The sequence below is a fragment of the Erwinia typographi genome (assembly GCF_000773975.1).
Taxonomy (GTDB): domain Bacteria; phylum Pseudomonadota; class Gammaproteobacteria; order Enterobacterales; family Enterobacteriaceae; genus Erwinia; species Erwinia typographi.
Map to the genome: position 1 here is coordinate 14,864 of NZ_JRUQ01000089.1, position 19,443 is coordinate 34,306.

Annotated in this window: 18 protein-coding genes; 8 read left to right on the forward strand and 10 right to left on the reverse strand. The window is 58.2% G+C overall.

The window, feature by feature from the left end; translation table 11 throughout:
- The first annotated feature begins 151 nt into the window (after window positions 1-151).
- Both sbcD and NG99_RS24740 read left to right on the forward strand, forming a co-directional pair.
- Window positions 152-1,375, forward strand: a complete 1,224-nt coding sequence (sbcD, locus tag NG99_RS24735) for an exonuclease subunit SbcD (protein WP_034898982.1) — start codon at window positions 152-154, stop codon at window positions 1,373-1,375.
- On the forward strand, window positions 1,372-5,049 hold the full coding sequence (locus NG99_RS24740) for an SbcC/MukB-like Walker B domain-containing protein (RefSeq protein ID WP_034898955.1): 3,678 nt from the start codon (window positions 1,372-1,374) through the stop codon (window positions 5,047-5,049). The genes sbcD and NG99_RS24740 overlap by 4 nt, the downstream gene beginning before the upstream one ends.
- A 22-nt stretch (window positions 5,050-5,071) precedes the next feature.
- On the opposite strand, the gene NG99_RS24745 is transcribed toward NG99_RS24740, so the two are convergent.
- On the reverse strand, window positions 5,072-5,797 hold the full coding sequence (locus NG99_RS24745; protein ID WP_034898956.1) for an SDR family NAD(P)-dependent oxidoreductase: 726 nt from the start codon (window positions 5,795-5,797) through the stop codon (window positions 5,072-5,074).
- 77 nt (window positions 5,798-5,874) lie between these two features.
- On the opposite strand from NG99_RS24745, the gene NG99_RS24750 reads away from it, so the two are divergent.
- Entirely contained in the window at window positions 5,875-6,510 is a 636-nt protein-coding gene (locus tag NG99_RS24750) for a TetR/AcrR family transcriptional regulator (RefSeq protein ID WP_034898958.1), read from the forward strand.
- Window positions 6,511-6,651: 141 nt separating this feature from the next.
- Entirely contained in the window at window positions 6,652-7,086 is a 435-nt protein-coding gene (locus tag NG99_RS27765; RefSeq protein WP_084110633.1) for a cell envelope integrity TolA C-terminal domain-containing protein, read from the forward strand.
- 20 nt (window positions 7,087-7,106) lie between these two features.
- Here NG99_RS27765 and qhpR read toward each other — a convergent pair whose 3' ends face one another.
- Window positions 7,107-8,174, reverse strand: a complete 1,068-nt coding sequence (gene qhpR, locus NG99_RS24760) for an AraC-like transcriptional regulator QhpR (RefSeq protein ID WP_408606438.1) — start codon at window positions 8,172-8,174, stop codon at window positions 7,107-7,109.
- Window positions 8,175-8,322: 148 nt separating this feature from the next.
- Complete coding sequence (locus NG99_RS24765; RefSeq protein WP_034898959.1) at window positions 8,323-9,327, reverse strand: phosphotransferase enzyme family protein; 1,005 nt, start codon at window positions 9,325-9,327, stop codon at window positions 8,323-8,325.
- Between the two features lie 238 nt (window positions 9,328-9,565).
- On the opposite strand from NG99_RS24765, the gene eat reads away from it, so the two are divergent.
- Window positions 9,566-10,930 (forward strand): ethanolamine permease, encoded by a 1,365-nt coding sequence (gene eat / locus NG99_RS24770; RefSeq protein WP_034898960.1) that lies wholly within the window; start codon window positions 9,566-9,568, stop codon window positions 10,928-10,930.
- A gap of 35 nt (window positions 10,931-10,965) precedes the next feature.
- Here eat and mak read toward each other — a convergent pair whose 3' ends face one another.
- Window positions 10,966-11,871, reverse strand: a complete 906-nt coding sequence (gene mak, locus NG99_RS24775) for a fructokinase (protein ID WP_034898962.1) — start codon at window positions 11,869-11,871, stop codon at window positions 10,966-10,968.
- A 144-nt stretch (window positions 11,872-12,015) separates the two neighbouring features.
- On the opposite strand from mak, the gene rdgC reads away from it, so the two are divergent.
- Window positions 12,016-12,927: a recombination-associated protein RdgC gene (gene rdgC, locus NG99_RS24780; protein ID WP_034898963.1), complete on the forward strand. Its 912-nt coding sequence runs from the start codon at window positions 12,016-12,018 to the stop codon at window positions 12,925-12,927.
- A gap of 98 nt (window positions 12,928-13,025) precedes the next feature.
- Here the strand turns inward: rdgC and ppnP are convergent, their stop codons facing one another.
- The 4 genes from ppnP to aroL all read right to left on the reverse strand — a co-directional run bounded on the left by ppnP (window position 13,026) and on the right by aroL (window position 15,211).
- Window positions 13,026-13,316 (reverse strand): pyrimidine/purine nucleoside phosphorylase, encoded by a 291-nt coding sequence (gene ppnP / locus NG99_RS24785; protein ID WP_034898966.1) that lies wholly within the window; start codon window positions 13,314-13,316, stop codon window positions 13,026-13,028.
- 60 nt (window positions 13,317-13,376) lie between these two features.
- Window positions 13,377-14,054, reverse strand: a complete 678-nt coding sequence (locus NG99_RS24790) for an AroM family protein (RefSeq protein ID WP_034898988.1) — start codon at window positions 14,052-14,054, stop codon at window positions 13,377-13,379.
- A gap of 305 nt (window positions 14,055-14,359) precedes the next feature.
- Complete coding sequence (locus NG99_RS24795) at window positions 14,360-14,551, reverse strand: YaiA family protein (protein WP_034898969.1); 192 nt, start codon at window positions 14,549-14,551, stop codon at window positions 14,360-14,362.
- Between the two features lie 135 nt (window positions 14,552-14,686).
- Window positions 14,687-15,211 carry a shikimate kinase AroL gene (aroL, locus tag NG99_RS24800; protein WP_034898990.1) on the reverse strand — a complete coding sequence of 175 codons (525 nt, stop codon included), beginning with the start codon at window positions 15,209-15,211 and terminating at the stop codon, window positions 14,687-14,689.
- Window positions 15,212-15,517: 306 nt separating this feature from the next.
- Between aroL and NG99_RS24805 the strand changes: the two genes are divergently transcribed.
- Complete coding sequence (locus NG99_RS24805; protein WP_034898971.1) at window positions 15,518-16,207, forward strand: DUF2076 domain-containing protein; 690 nt, start codon at window positions 15,518-15,520, stop codon at window positions 16,205-16,207.
- 38 nt (window positions 16,208-16,245) lie between these two features.
- Here the strand turns inward: NG99_RS24805 and NG99_RS24810 are convergent, their stop codons facing one another.
- Entirely contained in the window at window positions 16,246-16,698 is a 453-nt protein-coding gene (locus NG99_RS24810) for a YaiI/YqxD family protein (protein ID WP_034898973.1), read from the reverse strand.
- A gap of 173 nt (window positions 16,699-16,871) precedes the next feature.
- On the opposite strand from NG99_RS24810, the gene proC reads away from it, so the two are divergent.
- The gene (gene proC, locus NG99_RS24815; RefSeq protein ID WP_034898975.1) at window positions 16,872-17,681 is read left to right on the forward strand and encodes a pyrroline-5-carboxylate reductase; all 810 of its coding nucleotides are present in this window, start codon (window positions 16,872-16,874) and stop codon (window positions 17,679-17,681) included.
- 41 nt (window positions 17,682-17,722) lie between these two features.
- Here the strand turns inward: proC and NG99_RS24820 are convergent, their stop codons facing one another.
- Window positions 17,723-19,252 (reverse strand): FAD-dependent oxidoreductase, encoded by a 1,530-nt coding sequence (locus NG99_RS24820; RefSeq protein ID WP_034898976.1) that lies wholly within the window; start codon window positions 19,250-19,252, stop codon window positions 17,723-17,725.
- Window positions 19,253-19,443 lie beyond the last annotated feature (191 nt).

Sequence of the window (19,443 nt, forward strand, 5' to 3'; positions counted from 1 at the left end):
TATGCGTCAGTTTTATGACAGTTTTATGAAAAAAGCACGGCCTCGCGCGCCGTTTTATAACACTTTTGTGAAGGTTGCAGTCATTCAGTCTGGGGTTTTGCGCTCTGCGGTTTATAATCGTCGGCTCTGCCTCGCGCCATCAAGGGAACCCATGCGAATACTCCACACGTCAGACTGGCATCTGGGCCAGTTTTTCTACACCAAAAGCCGTGCGCCGGAGCATCAGGCTTTTATCGACTGGCTGCTGGCGCAGGCGGTGGAACATCAGGTGGATGCCATTATTGTAGCGGGCGATATTTTTGATAGCGGGTCGCCGCCCAGCTATGCGCGCGAGCTCTACAACCGCTTTGTGGTCACTCTGCAACAAACTGGCTGCCAGCTGGTGGTGCTGGGCGGAAACCATGACTCGGTAGCCACGCTTAACGAGTCCCGCGAGCTGCTTGCCTGCCTGAATACCAGGGTGATTGCCGCCGCCAGCGAAGACGCCGCACAACAGGTGCTGACATTAACGACCCGCAGCGGTGAACCCGGCGCGCTGCTTTGCGCGATCCCTTTCCTTCGCCCGCGCGACATCACCACCAGCCAGGCCGGTCAGTCAGGCCGTGAGAAGCAGCAAACCCTGCTGGACGCCATTACCGGCCACTATCAGCGCTGCTGGCAGGCCGCGCTGCAGGAGCGGGAGAGACTCAACCTGCCCCTGCCGATTATTGCCACCGGCCATTTAACCACCGTTGGCGTGACGAAAAGCGACTCGGTGCGGGATATCTATATCGGCACGCTGGATGCATTTCCGGCGCAGGCCTTCCCGCCTGCGGATTACATCGCGCTTGGCCATATTCATCGCGCGCAGCGTATCGCCAACAGCGAGCACATCCGCTACAGCGGCTCCCCGATTCCGCTCAGTTTTGACGAGCTGGGCAAAGCGAAAAGTGTCTTTCTGGTTGATTTTGCCGACGGCAAGCTTAGCAAGGTGGAGACGCTCACCATTCCCCTGTTCCAGCCGATGCAGATGATTAAAGGCTCGCTGGCAGAGATTGAGCGGCAGCTGGCGGAAATTAAGCCGCGCGAGGATGGCAAATTCGTCTGGCTGGATATTGAAATCTCCACCGAGGCCTGGCTGCATGATTTGCAGCGGCGCATTCAGGAACTGACCCAGGCACTGCCGGTAGAAGTGGTGCTGCTGCGCCGTAGCCGGGAGCAGCGCGAACAGGTTATCGACCGCCAGAACAACGAAACGCTCAGCGAGCTAAGCGCTCTGGAAGTGTTTAACCGCCGGCTGGCGCTGGAGGAGAACGAAGAGCCAGCGCGGCTGGCGCGGGCCACGGAGCTGTTCAGCCTGACGCTGGCAGAAATTGATAATGAGGTGCAGCTGTGAAAATTCTGACGCTGCGGTTTAAAAACCTCAACTCGCTGAAGGGCGAATGGAAAATTGATTTTACCGCCGAGCCCTTTGCCAGCAACGGGCTGTTTGCCATCACCGGGCCTACCGGCGCGGGAAAAACCACGCTGCTGGACGCCATTTGCCTCGCGCTGTATCACGAAACCTCGCGGCTGGGAAAACTGTCGCAGTCGCAAAATGACCTGATGACACGAGATACTTCCGAATGTCTGGCGGAGGTGGAGTTTGAGGTGAAAGGCGTCGCCTGGCGGGCGTTCTGGAGCCAGAACCGCGCTCGCGGCGCGGTGGATGGCAACCTCCAGGCGCCTCGCGTGGAGCTGGCGCGCTGCGATGACAACAAAATCGTCGCCGACAAAGTAAAAGATAAGCTGGATATGCTGACCGCGCTGACCGGGCTGGATTTCGAGCGATTCACTAAATCCATGATGCTGTCGCAGGGGCAGTTCGCTGCTTTTCTCAATGCGGATGCCAACAGTCGCGCCGAGCTGCTTGAAGAGCTGACCGGCACCGAGATCTACGGCCGCCTTTCCGCGAATGTTTTCGAACGTCATAAAAATGCCAAAACGGCGCTGGATACGCTGCGCGCCCAGGCAAGCGGCATGGCGCTGCTCGATCAGGAGCAGCGCCAGCAGCTGACAGCGCAGTTAGAACAACGGATTACTGAGGAGCAGGCGCTCACTTCTCAGCACCAGCGTCAGCAGTTTTTGTGGCAATGGCAGCAGCAGCATCAGGCGGCGGTGCAGGCGCTCAGCGAAGCAACACTCGAAAGCGAGCGGGCAGAGACGGCCTGGCGGCAGGACAGCGCGGAACTGGCGCGACTGACGCTGGCCGAACCGGCCGAAAAGCTGCGCCCGGTCTGGCAGCAGCGTAATCAGTATCAGCAGGACCTGCACCGGCTGAACGAGCAGCATCTGAGCCTTTCGCAGCAAAAAGATCGGGCGCAGCAGCAGCTTGAGACCTTAACCCAGCAGTTGAAAACGGCCGAGGAGGCGCGTCAGCAGCACGAGTCCTTCCGGCAGCAGCAGGAAACGCTGATCGCCGGGACCGTTTTGCCGCTGGATAACCGCATTGCCACGCTGACGCAGCAGTGCGAAAGCCTGGAAAAAGAGGTAAGTGAGTACCAACAATCCCTCGAACGTCGCCAGGAGACACGGCGGCAAAACCAGCAGGCCGAGTCGGAGAAGCTGGCTCAGCAACAGCAGGCCCGCCAGTGGCAGCAGAACCACCCTCACTTTGCCCACTGGGGAGAATACCTCCCTCTCTGGCGCGTGCGCTTCGAGCAGCAGCATCAGAGCGAACTGGCGCTGACCGCCCGGCAGACCCGGACTGAAGAGCAAACGCAGAGTGTCAGCCAGCTCCAGCAGCGGCTCAGCCAGCTGGAGCAGCAGGCCAGACCTCAGCAGCGGCAGCTGGAGGAGGCGAAGGCAAGCTGTGAGTCCGCCGCGCAAAGCCATGCTCAGCGCCAGCAGCAGCACCCGGAAAGCGATCTCCAGGCCACGCTTGCCCAGCTCAGCCAGCTGCGGCCGCAGCGGCAAACGCTGGCCCTGCTATCAACCCAGTGGCAGCAGGTGACAACCCGCATTCAGCGCCAGCAGACTGTCCGCCAGGACATTGAAAAGCAGCAAAAGCAGGTGGAACAGCAGCTGGCAGCGCTTCGCGCTGACTGGAAAGAGAAGCATCAGCACTATCAGGATCTGGAAAAACGCTGCGAGCTTGAGCGACGCATCGCCAGCCTGGAGCAGCAGCGTTCGCAGTTGGAAGCCGGGCAGCCCTGCCCGCTGTGCGGCTCATGCGAGCACCCTGCCGTCGCCGAATACCAGGCGCTTGAGCCTTCAGACAACCAGCAGCGCCTGGCGAAACTCAGGACCGAGGTCGAACAGCTTAAAGAGCGCGGCACCGTCAGCCGCGAGCAGCTCAAAAACCTCGGCCTTCAGGCAGAGAAAGAGCAGCAGGCGCAGGAGGAAAATGAGCGCGAAGCCGCCCAGCTGCGCAGCCAGTGGCAAGCGACCGCCGAAGCGCTGGCCTTAACGCTGGTCCCGGACGATCGTCAGCAAACGCTGGCGTGGCTGGCCGCTCAGGAACAGCTGGAGGCGGAACGCCAGGCACAGCTGCACAACCTGCAACAGAGCGCGCAGCAGCTTCAGCAGCAAAAGGATGCCCTGACCCGGCAGCAAAATGCGCTTAACGTATTGCAGCAGCAGCAGCAACTGGCCGAACAGCAACTGCTTACTCATCGCCAGGCGCTGGAAGAGCAGCAAAAGCTGCTGGCCCAGGAGCAGCAGGCTGTCCGCCAGCAGCGCGAGGCGCTGCGCTCGTCGCTGGCGGAGTCCGCACTAACGCTGCCGCAGCCGGGCGAGCATGAAAGCTGGCTTGCCAGCCGGGAAAGCGAGTGGCAACAGTGGGTTAAAGCGGAGCAGGCGCTAACTGACCTGCTGCCTCAGCTGACCACGCTGGCTACCCAGCAGCAGGTGCTGAATGAGGAGATCACCCGCGAGCAGACTCGCCTGACGGCGCTGGAACTGCGCCTGAAAACCGAGCGCGATTCGCTGGCCGAACTGCAACAGCAGCGTATGAAGCTGCTGGGCGAGCGCTCCACGACAGAGGTTCAGCAGCAGCTTCGTTTGCAGTCGCAGCAACATGCCGAGAGCAGCCAGACCTGCCTGCAAAGGTGGCAGACGCAGCAGAACCAGTTAAATACACTGACCGGACAGCATAATTCACTCTCTGAACAGTCGAATGAACTGACCCATCGTCTTGAACAGGCACAGCGCGCGCTGGATGAAGCGTTGGCCGCCAGCCATTTTTCCGATGAACCAGCCTTCTCCGCCGCGCTGCTGGATGAAGAGCAGACCGGACGGCTGCGCAGGCTTCAGCAGCAGCACGACCAGCGGCGTCAGCAGGCCAACGTACTCAGGCAGCAGGCGCAGAAAACGCTCGATGCTCATCAGCAGCAAACCCCGCCTGACCTGCCGGAGCGCGTCGACGCGCTGGGGGATACCGTCGCCAGTCTTGCGGCACAGCTCAGAGAAAACGCCCGTCAGCAGGGAGAAACTCGCCAGCAGCTGACCAGCGATGCCGCCCGGCGTCAGCAGCAGCAAACGCTGCTGGCGCAGATTGCGCAGAACGAGCAGGACGTGGAGGACTGGGGCTATCTGAACCAGCTGATTGGCTCGCGCGAGGGGGATAAATTCCGCAAATTCGCCCAGGGCTTAACGCTCGATCATCTGGTCTGGCTGGCTAATAACCAGCTTAACCGCCTGCACGGTCGCTATCTGTTGCAGAGAAAATCTCAGGAAGCGCTGGAGCTACAGGTCGTGGACACCTGGCAGGCCGATTCGCTGCGCGATACCCGCACCCTTTCCGGCGGCGAAAGCTTCCTGGTCAGCCTCGCGCTTGCGCTGGCGCTCTCCGATCTGGTCAGCCATAAAACGCGGATTGAATCGCTGTTCCTTGACGAGGGTTTCGGCACGCTGGATGCCGAGACGCTGGACAGCGCGCTGGATGCGCTGGATGCGCTGAACGCCAGCGGCAAAACTATCGGGGTGATCAGCCACGTAGAGGCGATGAAGGAGCGCATCCCGGTGCAGATCAAAGTCAGGAAGGTTAACGGGCTGGGCTACAGCCGGCTGGAGACCGGCAAGGCGGATTAACCCCTCCCCCTGCTGGCGTCGGTTATAAGGGAAGAACGCCCTGCTCATTTTGAAACAGGGCCTGGCCGTCGGCAACGGTCTGTAAAGCAAGACGAACCGGGAAAGCGGCGGCCTCCTTGGGAGTGCGGTCGCCCTGATGTCCACTCAAATCAGTACTGACTAAGCCGGGACAGGCGGAGAAAGCCACAATCTCCGTGTCTTGCAGTTCAGCGTTGAGCTGGATGGTCAGCATGTTCAGCGCCGCTTTCGACGCGTTGTAGCCGATAAATTTCACGTTGTAGAACGGCCACTCTGGATCGTTGTTCAGCGTGAGTGAACCAAGGCTGCTGGAGAGGTTCACAATCCGGCCCGCAGAGGTCTTTCTTAACAGGGGCAGCATCGCCTGCGTTACCCTCAGGGGACCAATAAAATTGGTGTCCAGCACGCGACGGACCGCTTCCAGCGAGGCATTGCCCGGCAAGCCGTCGCTATAGTCGGCGATGCCGGCATTGTTGATCAGAATATCCAGCCGCCCCTGAGTGCCGTCGATCAATTGCGCGGCCGCCGTGACACTCTGTTCGTCACAGATATCCAACTGTACAAATGAAACATCCAGCCCTTCTTTACTCAATGCCTCAGCCGCGGCCTTGCCGCGCGCGGCATCGCGGGCGCCAAGAAATACCCTGGCACCCGCCTCGGCCAGCTGCTTAGCAATTTCATAGCCGATACCTTTGTTGCCGCCGGTAACCAGCGCAATAGAAACAGTCATAGTAAACTCCTTGGGATCCGTCAGCGAATGTGGTTTGATCGATGATATGAATAATCCTTCACCGAATGAATTCGCGTATGGCTATTGAATCTGTTCCTAATCAGAACCCGCGCAGAATGCCGCGTCAGAGGCGATCTTCCGTCACCGTTGAGATCATTCTTGAGGCTACCCTTCAGATTTTACTCCGCACGGGAACGTCAGAGCTGACCACCACCCTCGTCGCCGAGCGGGCGGGCGTATCGGTAGGGTCACTTTATCAATATTTCCCGAACAAGCAGGCGCTGTTCTTTGCCGTCAATGAGCGCTATCTGGATCGGCTCGCCGCCCGGATCGAAGAAGTGTGTCTGGCATTGCACGGCGCGCCCTACGCCGCGATGGCTGAAGGCGTCATCAGTGAATACATCAAAATAAAAATGGAGCGCTACGAACTCACCCATGCTCTTTATCATGCGGCTGAAGATATCGACGTCAGCGAGATTGTTGAAACCATGTGTCAGCGCGTAGAAGCGGCCAGTCAGGCGATGTTTGCCACAGCGTCGGATGCAACATTTCAGGACCTTCCTGCGCTGAATATGACGCTGATGAATGTGCTGTTTGGGACAGTGCGCACTTTTTTTGATCGTAACAGCCCGGAGCTGCTCAACCGTCAGCTACAGGAACAGCTAATCATATTGTTCTGCACCTCCCTGCGCAGCGGAAGGCGAACGTTATAAAAAAGTCATGCCGTAGCGCCCGCTTCCCTTAAGAGATTAATCTGTAAATACCGCAGGGTGACGGGAAAAACATGTTGTCGGTCAGCCTGCCCTGTAAACTCGCGCTCTGGAGCAGTTAATTTGTGAAAAGCAGGGGGAGTCATGACGACAGAGAAGTTGCCGGGGCGGATGACGGCAGGGAGCATTATTTTACAGATGGTACTGCTGACCGGCTGCCACTCAGGCCAGAAAGCGCCGCCAATGCCGGACAAGCTGCCGCCGCCCACGGACCGGCAAATGCAGGACGAGGCGGAGAAACAGTGTCGCGTATCGCCTGGCGTGTCGCACGATGACTGCCTGTACTTTGCTAAATTGCAGTACGGCATTCAGCATAACTTCTACGACGTGGATCGCTATAAAGGCCGCCAGTGTGCGGTAACCATCGCCTGGCAAAATGGCCGTTACAGCGTGCTGAACACCACGGGGGATGAGCTACTTTGCCTGAAGGCATGGGGCGTCGTCAGCAGTGCGGAAAACTTACCGCCGCCGCCGAAACAGATCCCGCCGAAAATGGTACTTGAGTTCAGGCCGCAATAATCCCGCCCAGCAGGTGACGATCAGCCCGCCAGTTCATCCTGCCGCCACTGGCGCGGGCTGATGCCAAACCAGCGCCGGAAGGCGCGGGAAAAGGCGCTGACTTCGGAGTAGCCCAGCAGCAGCGCCATTTCTGAAATTGGCAGCTGCCGCTGCTGAAGGTAATGGGTTGCCATCTCGCAGCGAACCTTATCCACCAGCGCGGTAAAGCTCAGGTTTTCGTCACGCAGGCGGCGCTGAAGCGACCAGCTCGACAACCCCATCTTTTCAGCCACCTCCTCAAGCACCGGCTCGCCTTTCAGCAGCACCAGGTGCACCTGCGAACGGGCCCGGTCGACAATATTCTGCTGCGGCGTGGCGCTGTTCAGGCGGCGGATCGCGTCCTGCATCACCGTCAGCAGCATTGGATCGCTGTCGGGCATGGTTCTGGCCAGATCGCGCTTTGGAATGACTAATGAGTTGAAGGGCTGATCGAAATAGACTGGCGCGTCAAACACTTTGCAGTGCTCATGCCACTGTGAAGGCCGGGGATGTTCGAAGTGGACCTCGCGCGGGGCCCAGTTTTTACCCGCAACGTGGCGGATCAGGTTCATAAACATGCCCAGCGTCAGCTCGGCGTCCTGGCGACGGCAAAGAATGGCGCCGTGACGAACCTGATAATCCAGCCGCCAGCAGTCTCCTTTATCGACCAGCCGGGTCAGGGTATCGTGTTGATGATAGGGGAATGCGTTGACCACATTGTGCAACGCCTGCTCCAGCGTGGCTGAACACAGGCCGACGTAGCCGATCAGACCTAATGACTGCGGTTTAAACTGCTTGCCGTAGTGTAAACCGAAGTTATCAACACCCGAACAGCGGGCCGCCTCTTCCATCACGCGGCAATAGTTGACCAGCCCCAGGCTCAGCGTAGGGCTGGCAAGCAGTTCGGGATCAATACCGCTGACGCCAAAGATGCGGTCGACGTCACCGCCCTTATCGCTAATGAAATCGCTCAGGCCGCTGGCGGCGGCGGCTAAAACCCCCCGGTTGCTGACCGCGCTGGCATTCAGCGCCGTCGCCATGTCAGGCTGTCTGATAAGTCCGGTTTCCATCATCATCGCCTCGGCTGCGTAAAATATCCGACAAATGCAGCAATTTCCGTACCACTCTGGCAGCAGGTAAAGAAAAACAAGGCGTTAGCATTACAGCAAAGCGTACCTCCCCTGCTCGTCCGCCAGCCTGCACGCTAAAGGTGCAGACTCAGGCGCCTACCGGCAGTTCGCTGGTTTCCAGATAGCGACGGCAAAGGCGCACGGAGTGATCGGCCCAGCGGGGCCCCAGGCTCTGCGCCATCTCAGTGTCTGCGTGCGATCCTACCCACGCCAGCAGTTGGATGCGGCGCTGGATCAGCAGCGTCGGCACCATCGCCATTTCGACATCGCTGATGTGCGCTACCTGCTCATAGCCTTTGATCCAGTGATCCACCCACTCCGCTGCACGGGGATGGTGCTCGACAAAACTGATCGCTGCCGCAAGATCGTGCAGATACCAGCCCATGCCGCAGTCGTCAAAATCGATCACTCGCGTCTCGCCCTTATGCAGCAGCAGATTGGTCAGGCGAAGATCGGCATGGATTAAGCCGTAGCGCGAAGCGTCCTGACCAAACCTCAGCAGTTCCTGCCCGATGCGGACAATCGCCTCTTCAACAACCGGGCGATCCTCCAGCCGCAGATTCGGCGCATCGCGCCAGTCGCCCCAGTGGCTTTGCGGGCTGACCATGCTGGGATGATCCCAGATAATGCGCTGGAAACCGGCCGGTTTCTGCCAGGTTTTACTGTGCTGATGCAGCCGGGCGGTGATGTGGCCCAGCTGCTGAAAAGCGCGAGGATCGACGTCGGTGGTCGGCATCTCGCCTTCAATCCACTCAAACAGCACGGCATGACGGACGCCGCCGCCTTCCAGCTGGAGCGTCTGCACCGTCTGCCCTTCCTTATCCGGCACGGCCTGAGGCACCACAATACCCGTTTCCCGCAGCGCATCCAGCCAGTGCAGCTCGCTTTCGATGTCCGCACGCTGGTGATAGTTGCCGCGATGCAGCCGCAGCGCATAGCGTTTGCCGCCCGCCTTAAGCAGGAAGGTTGCGTTCTCTGAACGGCAAAGCAGACTCAACTCCCCCTGCAATGAGGCGGGGTAGCGGGTGAGCGTGCGCTGAGCAAGGTTCAGCAGCGCGGCAGTATCCAGGTCATCGTATTGCGTGGCAGTCATAGTCTGGCTCCATAAGAAGTTAGCTGTCGGTTACCCGCCGTTGTGATATCAGCATGGCGTCGCCCGCTCCGACCCGCTTGACCGCAGACGACCCTCTTTTGACTTTAGCGTGCATTTGGCCCTTTTATGGCCGCTGAGTTGACCGCAGAGCACAAAAATCCTTACGCCAGCGTCAAGTTTCGCCCTGATGGCGGCTGCATTATCGACTGACAATAAAACTGATTGCGGGGATATCGGTATGACAAGCAAGCTAAAGCCTACGCTGGGCACAATCCATCTGTGGGGCATTGCGGTAGGTCTGGTGATTTCTGGTGAGTATTTTGGCTGGAGCTACGGCTGGGGCGTGGCGGGCACGCTGGGGTTCCTGGTGACCACGGCGCTGATTGCCCTTATGTACACCTGCTTTATTTTCAGCTTTACCGAACTGACCACGGCGATCCCCCATGCCGGTGGCCCTTTTGCCTACAGCCGCCGCGCCTTTGGCGAAACCGGCGGCCTGGTCGCCGGGATGGCGACGCTGATTGAATTCGTTTTTGCTCCACCCGCCATCGCGATGGCAATCGGCGCTTATCTCAACGTTCAGTTCCCCGGCCTCAACCCAAAATATGCCGCGGTCGGGGCCTATATCGTGTTTATGACGCTGAATATTCTGGGGGTGAAGCTGGCCGCGATGTTCGAGCTGGTGGTAACCGTGCTGGCGGTGCTGGAGCTGCTGGTATTTATGGGCGTGGTCGCGCCGGGCTTCAGCATTGCTAACTTTGCCGCCAACGGCTGGTCAGGCGGCGATCATTTCGGCCTGCCGGCTTTCTCCGGTATTTTTGCCGCGATCCCATTCGCTATCTGGTTTTTCCTGGCGATTGAAGGGGCCGCGATGGCTGCCGAAGAAGCCAGGGATCCGAAACGCACTATCCCGAAAGCCTATATCAGCGGGATCCTGACGCTGGTGGTACTGGCAATCGGCGTGATGCTGATGGCTGGCGGCGCGGGTGACTGGCGCAAACTGTCAGACATTAACGATCCGCTGCCTCAGGCGATGAAAATGGTGGTCGGCGAGAACTCCGGCTGGATGCATATGCTGGTCTGGATTGGCCTGTTTGGCCTGGTGGCGAGCTTCCACGGCATTATTCTGGGCTACTCACGCCAGTTCTTTGCCCTCTCGCGCGCCGGGTATCTGCCCGCCGGGTTAGCGAAGCTGTCGCGCTTCCAGACGCCGCATCGCGCCATTATAGCGGGGGGTCTGATTGGTATTGCGGCGATCTTCAGCGACAGCTGGATTAACCTCCAGGGCATGACGCTGACCGCGGCCATGATCACCATGGCGGTGTTCGGCGCGATCGTGATGTACATCATGAGTATGCTGAGCCTGTTTCGCCTGCGCCGGACCGCGCCGGAGCTGGATCGTACATTCCGCGCGCCGGGCTACCCGATTGTGCCAGGCATTGCGCTGGCGCTGGCGCTGGTCTGCCTGGTGGCGATGCTGTGGTTCAACCCGGTTATCGGTGCGCTGTTCGTGGCCTTTATGGCGGCAGGCTATATTTATTTCCTGATGACCAAAGGCCAGCGCGCCAGCGCGCCGCGTGATGCCATGCTGTTTGGAGATTAATGCCAAAGAGGGGCGAAGCTCGCCCCTCTTACAACTTACTGCGGCCAGAGCCAGGCCGCGCCGCGCACGCCGCTGGAATCTCCGTGCAGCGCCTTACGCACAGGCGTCTCACACTCCCCGCCAAATACCCACTTTTTCATCAGCAGCGGCACCGTCTGATATAAACGATCGTTATTGCTCATGCCGCCGCCCAGCACGAGAGTATCCGGGTCGAGGATATTGACCACCTGGGCCAGCGATTTTGCCAGCCGCAGCTCATAGCGGCTCATCGCCAGCTCGGCGATCGGGTCCTGCCGCTCCAGCAGGGTGATAATCTCCGCCCCTTTCAGTTCAGTACCGCTCAGCCGGTGGTAATCCGTGGCAAACCCCGTACCTGAAATAAAGGTTTCAATACACCCCTGCTTACCGCAGTAGCACGGCACCTCTTCCCGATAGCGCAGCTCGTCTTCATCCATCCAGGGCAGCGGGTTATGCCCCCACTCGCCTGCGTTACCGTTGCCGCCGATATGCGCCAGGCCATTCAGCGCAACGCCAGCGCCACAGCCGGTGCCGATGATTACCGCAAAAACTGTCTGGCTGCCAGCCGCCGCGCCGTCCACGGCTTCGGAAACCGCCAGGCAGTTAGCATCATTGGCGATCCGCACTTCGCGGTTCAGTATTTTTTGCAAGTCTTTATCCAGCGGCTGGCCGTTAAGCCAGGTCGAGTTGGCGTTCTTCACCCGCTGCGTGTAAGGCGACAGCGTGCCGGGAATACCGACGCCGACGCTGCCCTGCTCCCCGGTCTTCTCTTCAGCCAGCCTGACCAGCCCGGCGATCGCCTCCAGCGTGCGCTGATAATCATCGCGAGGCGTACCGACGCGGTGACGAAACAGCGTCTCGCCCGAGGCGGAAAGCGCGATGACCTCTATTTTAGTTCCACCTAAATCTATCCCGATACGCACCTGTTATTCCTCATTTTTTAACGGTCTGACTCTTACCTTAGAAGGCCGGAGGCGGAAAGGCAATGAAACCCCGCCGCCGATTCGCTATCATGCGCGCTGACTTTGAATGAGCGCGCCTGATGCGCGCCAGAGAGGGAAAGCATAATGCTGTGGTTTAAGAATTTAATGGTATATCGTCTTAATCGCGAGATCCCACTGGCGGTTGACGAGATGGAAAAACAGCTTGAAGCCTTCTCTTTCGCTCCCTGCGGCAGCCAGGATATGGCGAAAACCGGTTGGGTTTCACCAATGGGCCCGCGTAGCGATGCGCTGACCCACGTCAACAACGGGCAAATTCTGATCTGCGCGCGTAAAGAAGAGAAAATCCTGCCTTCTCAGGTGATCAAACAGGCGCTGGAAGCCAAAATCGACAAGCTGGAGGCCGAGCAGCAGCGCAAGCTGAAAAAGACCGAGAAAGACTCGCTGAAGGATGAGGTGTTGCACAGCCTGCTGCCACGCGCATTCAGCCGCTTCAGCCAGACCTTCCTGTGGATCGATACCGTGAATAATCTTATCATGGTTGACTGCGCCAGCGCGAAAAAAGCGGAAGATACGCTGGCGCTGCTGCGCAAGAGCCTCGGCTCGCTGCCGGTAGTGCCGCTTACGCTGGAAAGTCCGATCGAGCTGACGATGACCGAATGGGTACGTTCTGGCGAAACCCCGGCGGGCTTTGCGCTGATGGACGAAGCCGAGCTGAAAGCCCTGCTGGAGGATGGCGGCGTGATCCGCTGCAAGAAGCAGGATCTGGTTTGTGATGAGATCGCCAACCATATTGAAGCGGGTAAGCTGGTCACCAAACTGGCGCTGGACTGGCAGGAGCGCGTGCAGCTGGTGCTTTCTGATGATGGCTCGCTGAAGCGCCTGAAGTTTGCCGATACGCTGCGCGAACAGAATGATGATATCGATCGTGAGGACGTGCAGGGACGGTTTGACGCGGACTTTATTCTGATGACCGGCGAGCTGGCTGCGCTGGTGAGCAATACGGTGGAAGCGTTAGGCGGCGAAGCGCAGCGCTAAGCTGAAGCGGGCGGAATGGTTTCCGCCCTGGGCCGGGCAAGCCGCCGATGCGGCTGACCGGAACGCAGGCCCTGCGGGCGGAGCGATCCGCCCGGCACTCAGTCCTTCAGATAGCGGCAGAGGTAAGAGGAAGGCTCAGCCACCTGCAAATGAAACTCGCTGTGTCCGGGGACGTTAAACACCTGGCCCGGCTCGAAGTGTTTCCATTCCGTTTCACCCGGCAACAGCACCTTCAGTGAACCACTCACCACCGTCATCTCTTCCGCCTGGCCGGTGCCAAACGTGTATTCGCCTTCCGCCATCACGCCTACACTGGCGCGCCCGGTACTGGCACTGTCGAAACCAATTGATTTCACTTTTCCGTCGAAGTACTCACTGACGTTGAGCATATAAAGATCCTTAAAATCAGAGAAAAAGGTAACAGTGTAAAAGTGCCGAGAGAGTCTCGTTTACACAAGCAGTTCTGCTGCCAACCTGGCTATCAGCACGTTGGACAGCAGCACGGGGATTCCCAACAGTTTCTGTAAAAAATCACGGTGCCGCTGATGGTAACCCAGGCAGTCCAGTACCACCACATCCGCGCCCTGCTCCTGCAACAGCAGAGCCGCGTCAATCAGTTCATCATCACTGGTTTGCCACGGGCTGGCTACGGCAAAATGCGGCTTCTGCGCCAGCCGCTGCCATTTATAAGCCTGCTCAGCAATGTACTCTTCGCGCGCCACCACTATGCCTACCTGATGTCCACCGGTTATCGCCTCCACCAGCGGTGGCAGAATACGGTAAGGCTCAAGCAGAATGGCGCTGTCCGAGAAGAGATTTTTATACTCCCCGCTGCACAACATCAGGATAGTCTCATAGCCCTGGCCTTCAAGCGCCAGAATGTGTTTTTGCAGCGCCTCCTCCACTTTAGCCGCCGAAAGCACCAGATGCGTCCCGTCCTCAAGACGGGTCATCACCACTTTTTCATCGGCTTGCGGGGTGTAGCGTTGAGCTATTTCATCGCCGGTCAAACCATCAAGCAGCCCGATATGCACGATCTTCTCCTCAGGCAGATGTTCCGTCAGCAGAGGGAAGAGATCGCTACGGGATGCGCTCCCCAACGTGAGCACTGCCAGTGAGTGTTTCATCGTTTTACGTTCCGCAAAATTCGCCTCTATAGCGAGGCCAGGCGCAGGGCCGGCAGCGGTGCCACAACCGGGAGCCACGGATACGGAAAGCATAGCAGCTGTCCCGGTAAGGGCCTGCGGTGCGGCGGCGGAAACGGTGTTTTTCAGCAACTCGGTCAAGTGTCGATCCAGTTCAGGCGATAAACGTTCAGGGTCAGGGTAGAAGGATCAATGCTGATTGATCGCAAAGCAAAATAAGGGGTGGGCCAGGCGGGGTCAAGCGTTTCTCTACAGAAATGGAAACCAGCGTCCTTGCCAGCGAAAGATTACTCTTTGCTCTTATCTTCGTAGCGGATTTTGGCATCCTGCGCCTCCTGTTCCGTTTCATGCTCGCTAATCAGCGTGTCCGGCTTCGGATGATCGGCCCTCAGCTCATACCAGGTCACGGTTTTTTCCGTGGAGCCTTTTTTTACCGCAACAATTCGTGCTTCGCGTGGATACGGCGGTTTACCTGCCATACTGCTTTCCTCCCGTCAGAATAGATCGACCCGAGCGGCGCTTAACGCCTGTCCGGCCGGTGGCTTATTAACTAAGTATAGACAACGACAGCGGTTTCTCGGGAAGAAAGAGAGGAATCCTAAAGGCCCGGGCGACTAGCTCGCTCGCGCAAGCGCCAGCATCGCAATGATGTCCTCAACGACTTTCTCAGGCCGCTGCATCGCGTTAATCACATAGTGAGCCGTCTGCTGATAAAGCGCATCACGCTCGGCCAGCACCTCGACCATTTCGTCGGCTATCGGGCGACCGGTCAACGTTGGCCGCTGATCCTGCTCGGGGTAGGCTTGCAGGCGGGCGGCCAGCACGCGGGCCTCGGCTTTCAGATAGATCACCCTACCGTGCTCACGCATAAACTTGCGGTTTTCGGCAGCCAGTACCATGCCGCCACCGGTGGCAATCACCGTGGCTGGCGCGGTGACCGCCTGCAAAGAGAGCGATTCACGCTGGCGAAACCCTTCCCATCCCTCGGCGGAGACAATGTCTGCCACGCTGCGCTGAGTTGTTTGCTGGAGGTGACGATCGGTATCGCTGAAGGCATAGCCTGAGGCCTTTGCCAACGCCTGGCCCACGGTGGTTTTCCCGCAGCCGCGCGCGCCGATCAGATAAAGGGGTAACGACATAACTGGCACTTCCTCAACCCCTTCGGCATGGTCTGCACCAGCGGCGAAAGGCAGATAGTAATTAACTTTGCGTCGCATCATACCGATAAATTTCCTTCGCCACCAGTAGTCACTTTTTCGTTACACCAGCACCCCATTATTATTGGGATAATTCGTTTATTATTAATAGATTAAATTATGTAACCTTAAGTTTACACACGCGCTAACCCTCGGCCGTTTACAGCAACATTTCCTTACCCGAAGCTCGTTTACTTTCCCACTGGCGACCCCAATATAAGACCTGTCGCCCGCTACGGAGAATGAGTTATGCAAAGCGAAGAACAACAGTTAATTGAAAATCTGTTCGGCCGTTTAAAACAGGCTGAAACACAGTCCGGCCCTCGCGATGCCGAGGCGGAGAAACTGATACAGCAGCAGGTTCAGCAGCAGCCCGGCGCGCCCTATTATATGGCGCAGTCAATCCTGATTCAGGAAGCGGCGATGAAGCAGCTGAACAGCCGCGTTAGCGAACTGGAAGCGAAACTGGCTCAGGCTCAGCAGCCGCCCCAGCAGAGCAGCGGCGGTTTCCTTTCCGGCCTGTTTGGCGGCGGCCAGCAGCGTCAGCAGGCACCTGTTCAGCCGCCGCAGCAGCCGTGGAACAACGCACCACAGCAGCAGCCTGGCTATGCGCCCGCGCAGGCGGCGCCTTCGGCCGCTCGCGGCTTTTTAGGCGGCGCGCTGCAAACGGCGGTCGGCGTTGCCGGTGGTGTGGTCATGGCCGATATGCTGACCAGTATGTTTCACCATTCACAGCCGGAAGAGATCGTCAACATTATCAATGAGCCTGCCCTGCCGCAGGCGAGTTTTGATAACAACCTTGATACCTTCAACGGTAATGACGGGCAGTTTGCCAACCAGGATGCCGGTTTCCAGCAGGATAACAGCAGCGATTTTGGTGACTTTGGCGGCGATGGCTTTGACAATGATGACTTTGGCGACGACGACAGCTTCGTCTGATTCGCTTCGCGGGTGGGGGTTTCCCCACCCGTTTTCTCTTACTTCCTGCGCTGGCTCATCAGCCATTTATCCAGCTCATTAGCAAACTGCTGGCGATCGCGCTGATTCAGCGTGTTAGGGCCACCGGTCTGCACGCCGCTTGCGCGCAGGGTATCCATAAAGTCGCGCATGGTCAGCCGCTCGCGGATCGTCGCCTCGCTGTAGCGTTCGCCGCGCGGATTCAGCGCGATGGCGCCCTTCTCCATCACTTCCGCCGCCAGCGGAATATCGGCGGTAATCACCAGATCGCCCGCCTCAGCCCGCCGCACAATTTCGTTGTCGGCCACGTCAAAACCAGCGGGAACGCGCAGCGTACTGATAAATCGGGAGGGCGGCACGCTCAGAGACTGGTTCGCCACCAGCGTCACCTGCATCTGCTCGCGATCGGCAGCCCGGTACAGCACTTCTTTAATCACTTTAGGACACGCATCGGCATCTACCCAGATTGGCATAGCCTTTTCCTTCTCTGAATTCGGGGACGGGGTGATCATGCCGTTCTTTTCAGGAATGGCAAACTTAATCTGCTCACCGCCCTTCTGGTTTAAACGTAGCCGAAGCTGGATTAAGGTGGGGAATGACGTAAGCTAGGCACTGATGAAATCTGAACGAAACAGGGAGCACTACGGTGGAAAAGAAAATCGGCTTCATTGGCTGCGGCAATATGTCAAAAGCCATTATCGGCGGTCTGGTCTCGTCCGGGCAAATCAGACCTGAGAATATCTGGGTCTTTGACCGCAAGCCAGCCACTAACGAGGCGATGCAGCAGCAGTACGGCATCACCCCTGGGGCCAGCGCGGAAGAGGTCGCGAAGCAGGCGGATATTCTGTTTGGCGCAGTGAAGCCAAACGTCATTCTGACGGTGCTGAAGGACATTTCGGGCAGCCTGAATAAAGATACCGTTGTGGTGTCGATTGCCGCCGGCGTAACGCTGGATTCGCTGGCAACCGTGCTGGGCCACGATCGTAAGCTGGTGCGCGTGATGCCGAATACGCCTGCGCTGGTCAATGAAGGCATGACCTCGGTCACGCCTAACGTGTTGGTCAGCAAAGAGGAAGCGGACGAAATCGTTGATATCTTTAGCGGTTTTGGTAAAGCAGCGCTGGTGCCGGAGTACATGATCCACGCGGTGGTTGGCGTTAGCGGCTCCGCGCCAGCCTACGTGTTCATGTTTATTGAGGCCATGGCCGATGCGGCCGTACTGGGTGGGATGCCACGAGCGCAGGCTTATCAGTTTGCGGCGCAGGCCGTTAAAGGGTCGGCGCAGATGGTACTGGAAACCGGCAAGCACCCTGGCGAGCTGAAGGATATGGTCTGTTCGCCGGGCGGCACCACTATCGAGGCGGTTAAAGTCCTCGAAGAGAAGGGCTTCCGCGCGGCGGTAATGGAAGCCATGCAGCGCTGTATGGCGAAATCCGAAAAGATGAGCAAAGCCTGACGCATCAGGGGCGACGCCGCTTCGCCCCTTTTCCAGCCACCTCAGCCCAGTGCCTGCTCCGCCAGAGCGGCCGCTTCTTGCAGGGTTACTGGCTGCTGCATTCGCACAAGCAGACCGGCGGTAAAGGTATACAGCCCACAGGAAGCGACCGCAGCAAGCTGCCCCTTCTGCCCGTACAGCGCAACGAACTTCTTCTCCTTCAGCGACCCCAGCAGCTGATAGTCATCCCACTGTTCAGCATGGCCGAGATATTCATAGCGCGTACCAAACTGCGCCGTCCAGAAGAACGGAACGCGATCGAACACTTCCTTTTGCCCCAGCATATTTTTCGCCGCGATGCGGCCCTGCTGTTGCGCCACGCGCCAGTGTTCAATACGCAGGTTGCCTGTCCCATGAGGAAAGGCGGTAATATCTCCTGCGCTCCAGACCTTGCGTGCGACCGCCAGATAAGCATCCGCAGTCAGGCTGCCGTCATCATTCAGCGGGATGTCGTGGATAAAGGAAGTTCCCGGCGCAACGCCCGTCGCCAGCAGAACACTATCGGCTGGAACAATCTGCCCGCTTTTCAGCGCCACGGCGCTGACGTGGCCCTCGTCGTCCTTCAGCCCGGCCACCTCACCTTCGATAAACTCCACCCCATTTTCTTCATGCAGCTCGCGGAAATAGCGGGCAATCTCGTCGCCGAACGTTTTTTTGAACGGAAGTGGCTGCCGGGCGATAACCTGCACCTTAACGTCCCTGGCGCGTAACGCCGAAGCCAGCTCCATGCCTATAAAGCTGTTGCCGATGATAAGGATCTTTTTGGTTTTATCCACTTCGTTCAGCAGCGTATCCGCCTGCTCAAGGCTGCGCAGCACATGGACGCCGAATAACGCTTTTCCCGTTATATCTGGCCGTTGCGGAATGCCACCGATGGTAATGAGCAGCTTGTCATAGTGCAGAGTGCTGCCATCCGCGAAGCGCAGAAGTTGCTCATTGCTGTTCAGCTGCTCCACTTCAGCCTGCCTGCGCTCGGCATACGCGTAGAAGTCGTCTTGCAGCAGAGAAGGAACCTCGTCGATCTTCATATTGCCGGAGGGGACAAATTTTGTCAGCACGGTACGATCGTAGGGCGCTTCGCTTTCGCGATCGACAAGGATCAGTTTGCCCTTGAATCCCTCCCGACGCAGCGTCCAGGCAGCGGCAGCACCTGCCGCACCGCTACCCAGGATCACAAAAACTGGTACTTCCTCTGCCGCCGAGAATTCCATCAGCGGCGGAAGCGGTTCAGGATCGACCTGCACCATGCCATTTTCAATCCGGACCTGATAACGTTGCAGATCGCTCAGCGCCAGCGGTTCGCAGAGGCTGCCGTCTTTAAGGCTAAAAGTGGCTTTGTGCCATGGACAAACCAGACGATCGCCATAGATCGCGCCCTGCTCTAAAGGCGCACCCGAATGGGGACACTGGCTCTGAAATGCCTTCACCTCCTGCTGTTCACGGAACAGGATAATGCCAACATCGCCAACAGGTACTTTGACAGGTTTCCGCTCGGGAAGATCCTGCAACACAATGGCATTTTGATAGCTCACGACAGGCTCCTTTTATAGTCTGTTTTTTTAGTACAGCACTAATAAGCCTGGCATTTACAGGGATAATTTCAGGCAAATAAGCCAAAAAAAAGTAAAAAAAAAGATAACCGGCTGTTTACCATCCAGTTTGAACAATAAAAAATGGTGGGCGAGGGAATGTAATCCAGAAGAAGTGACTAGTCCTGATATAG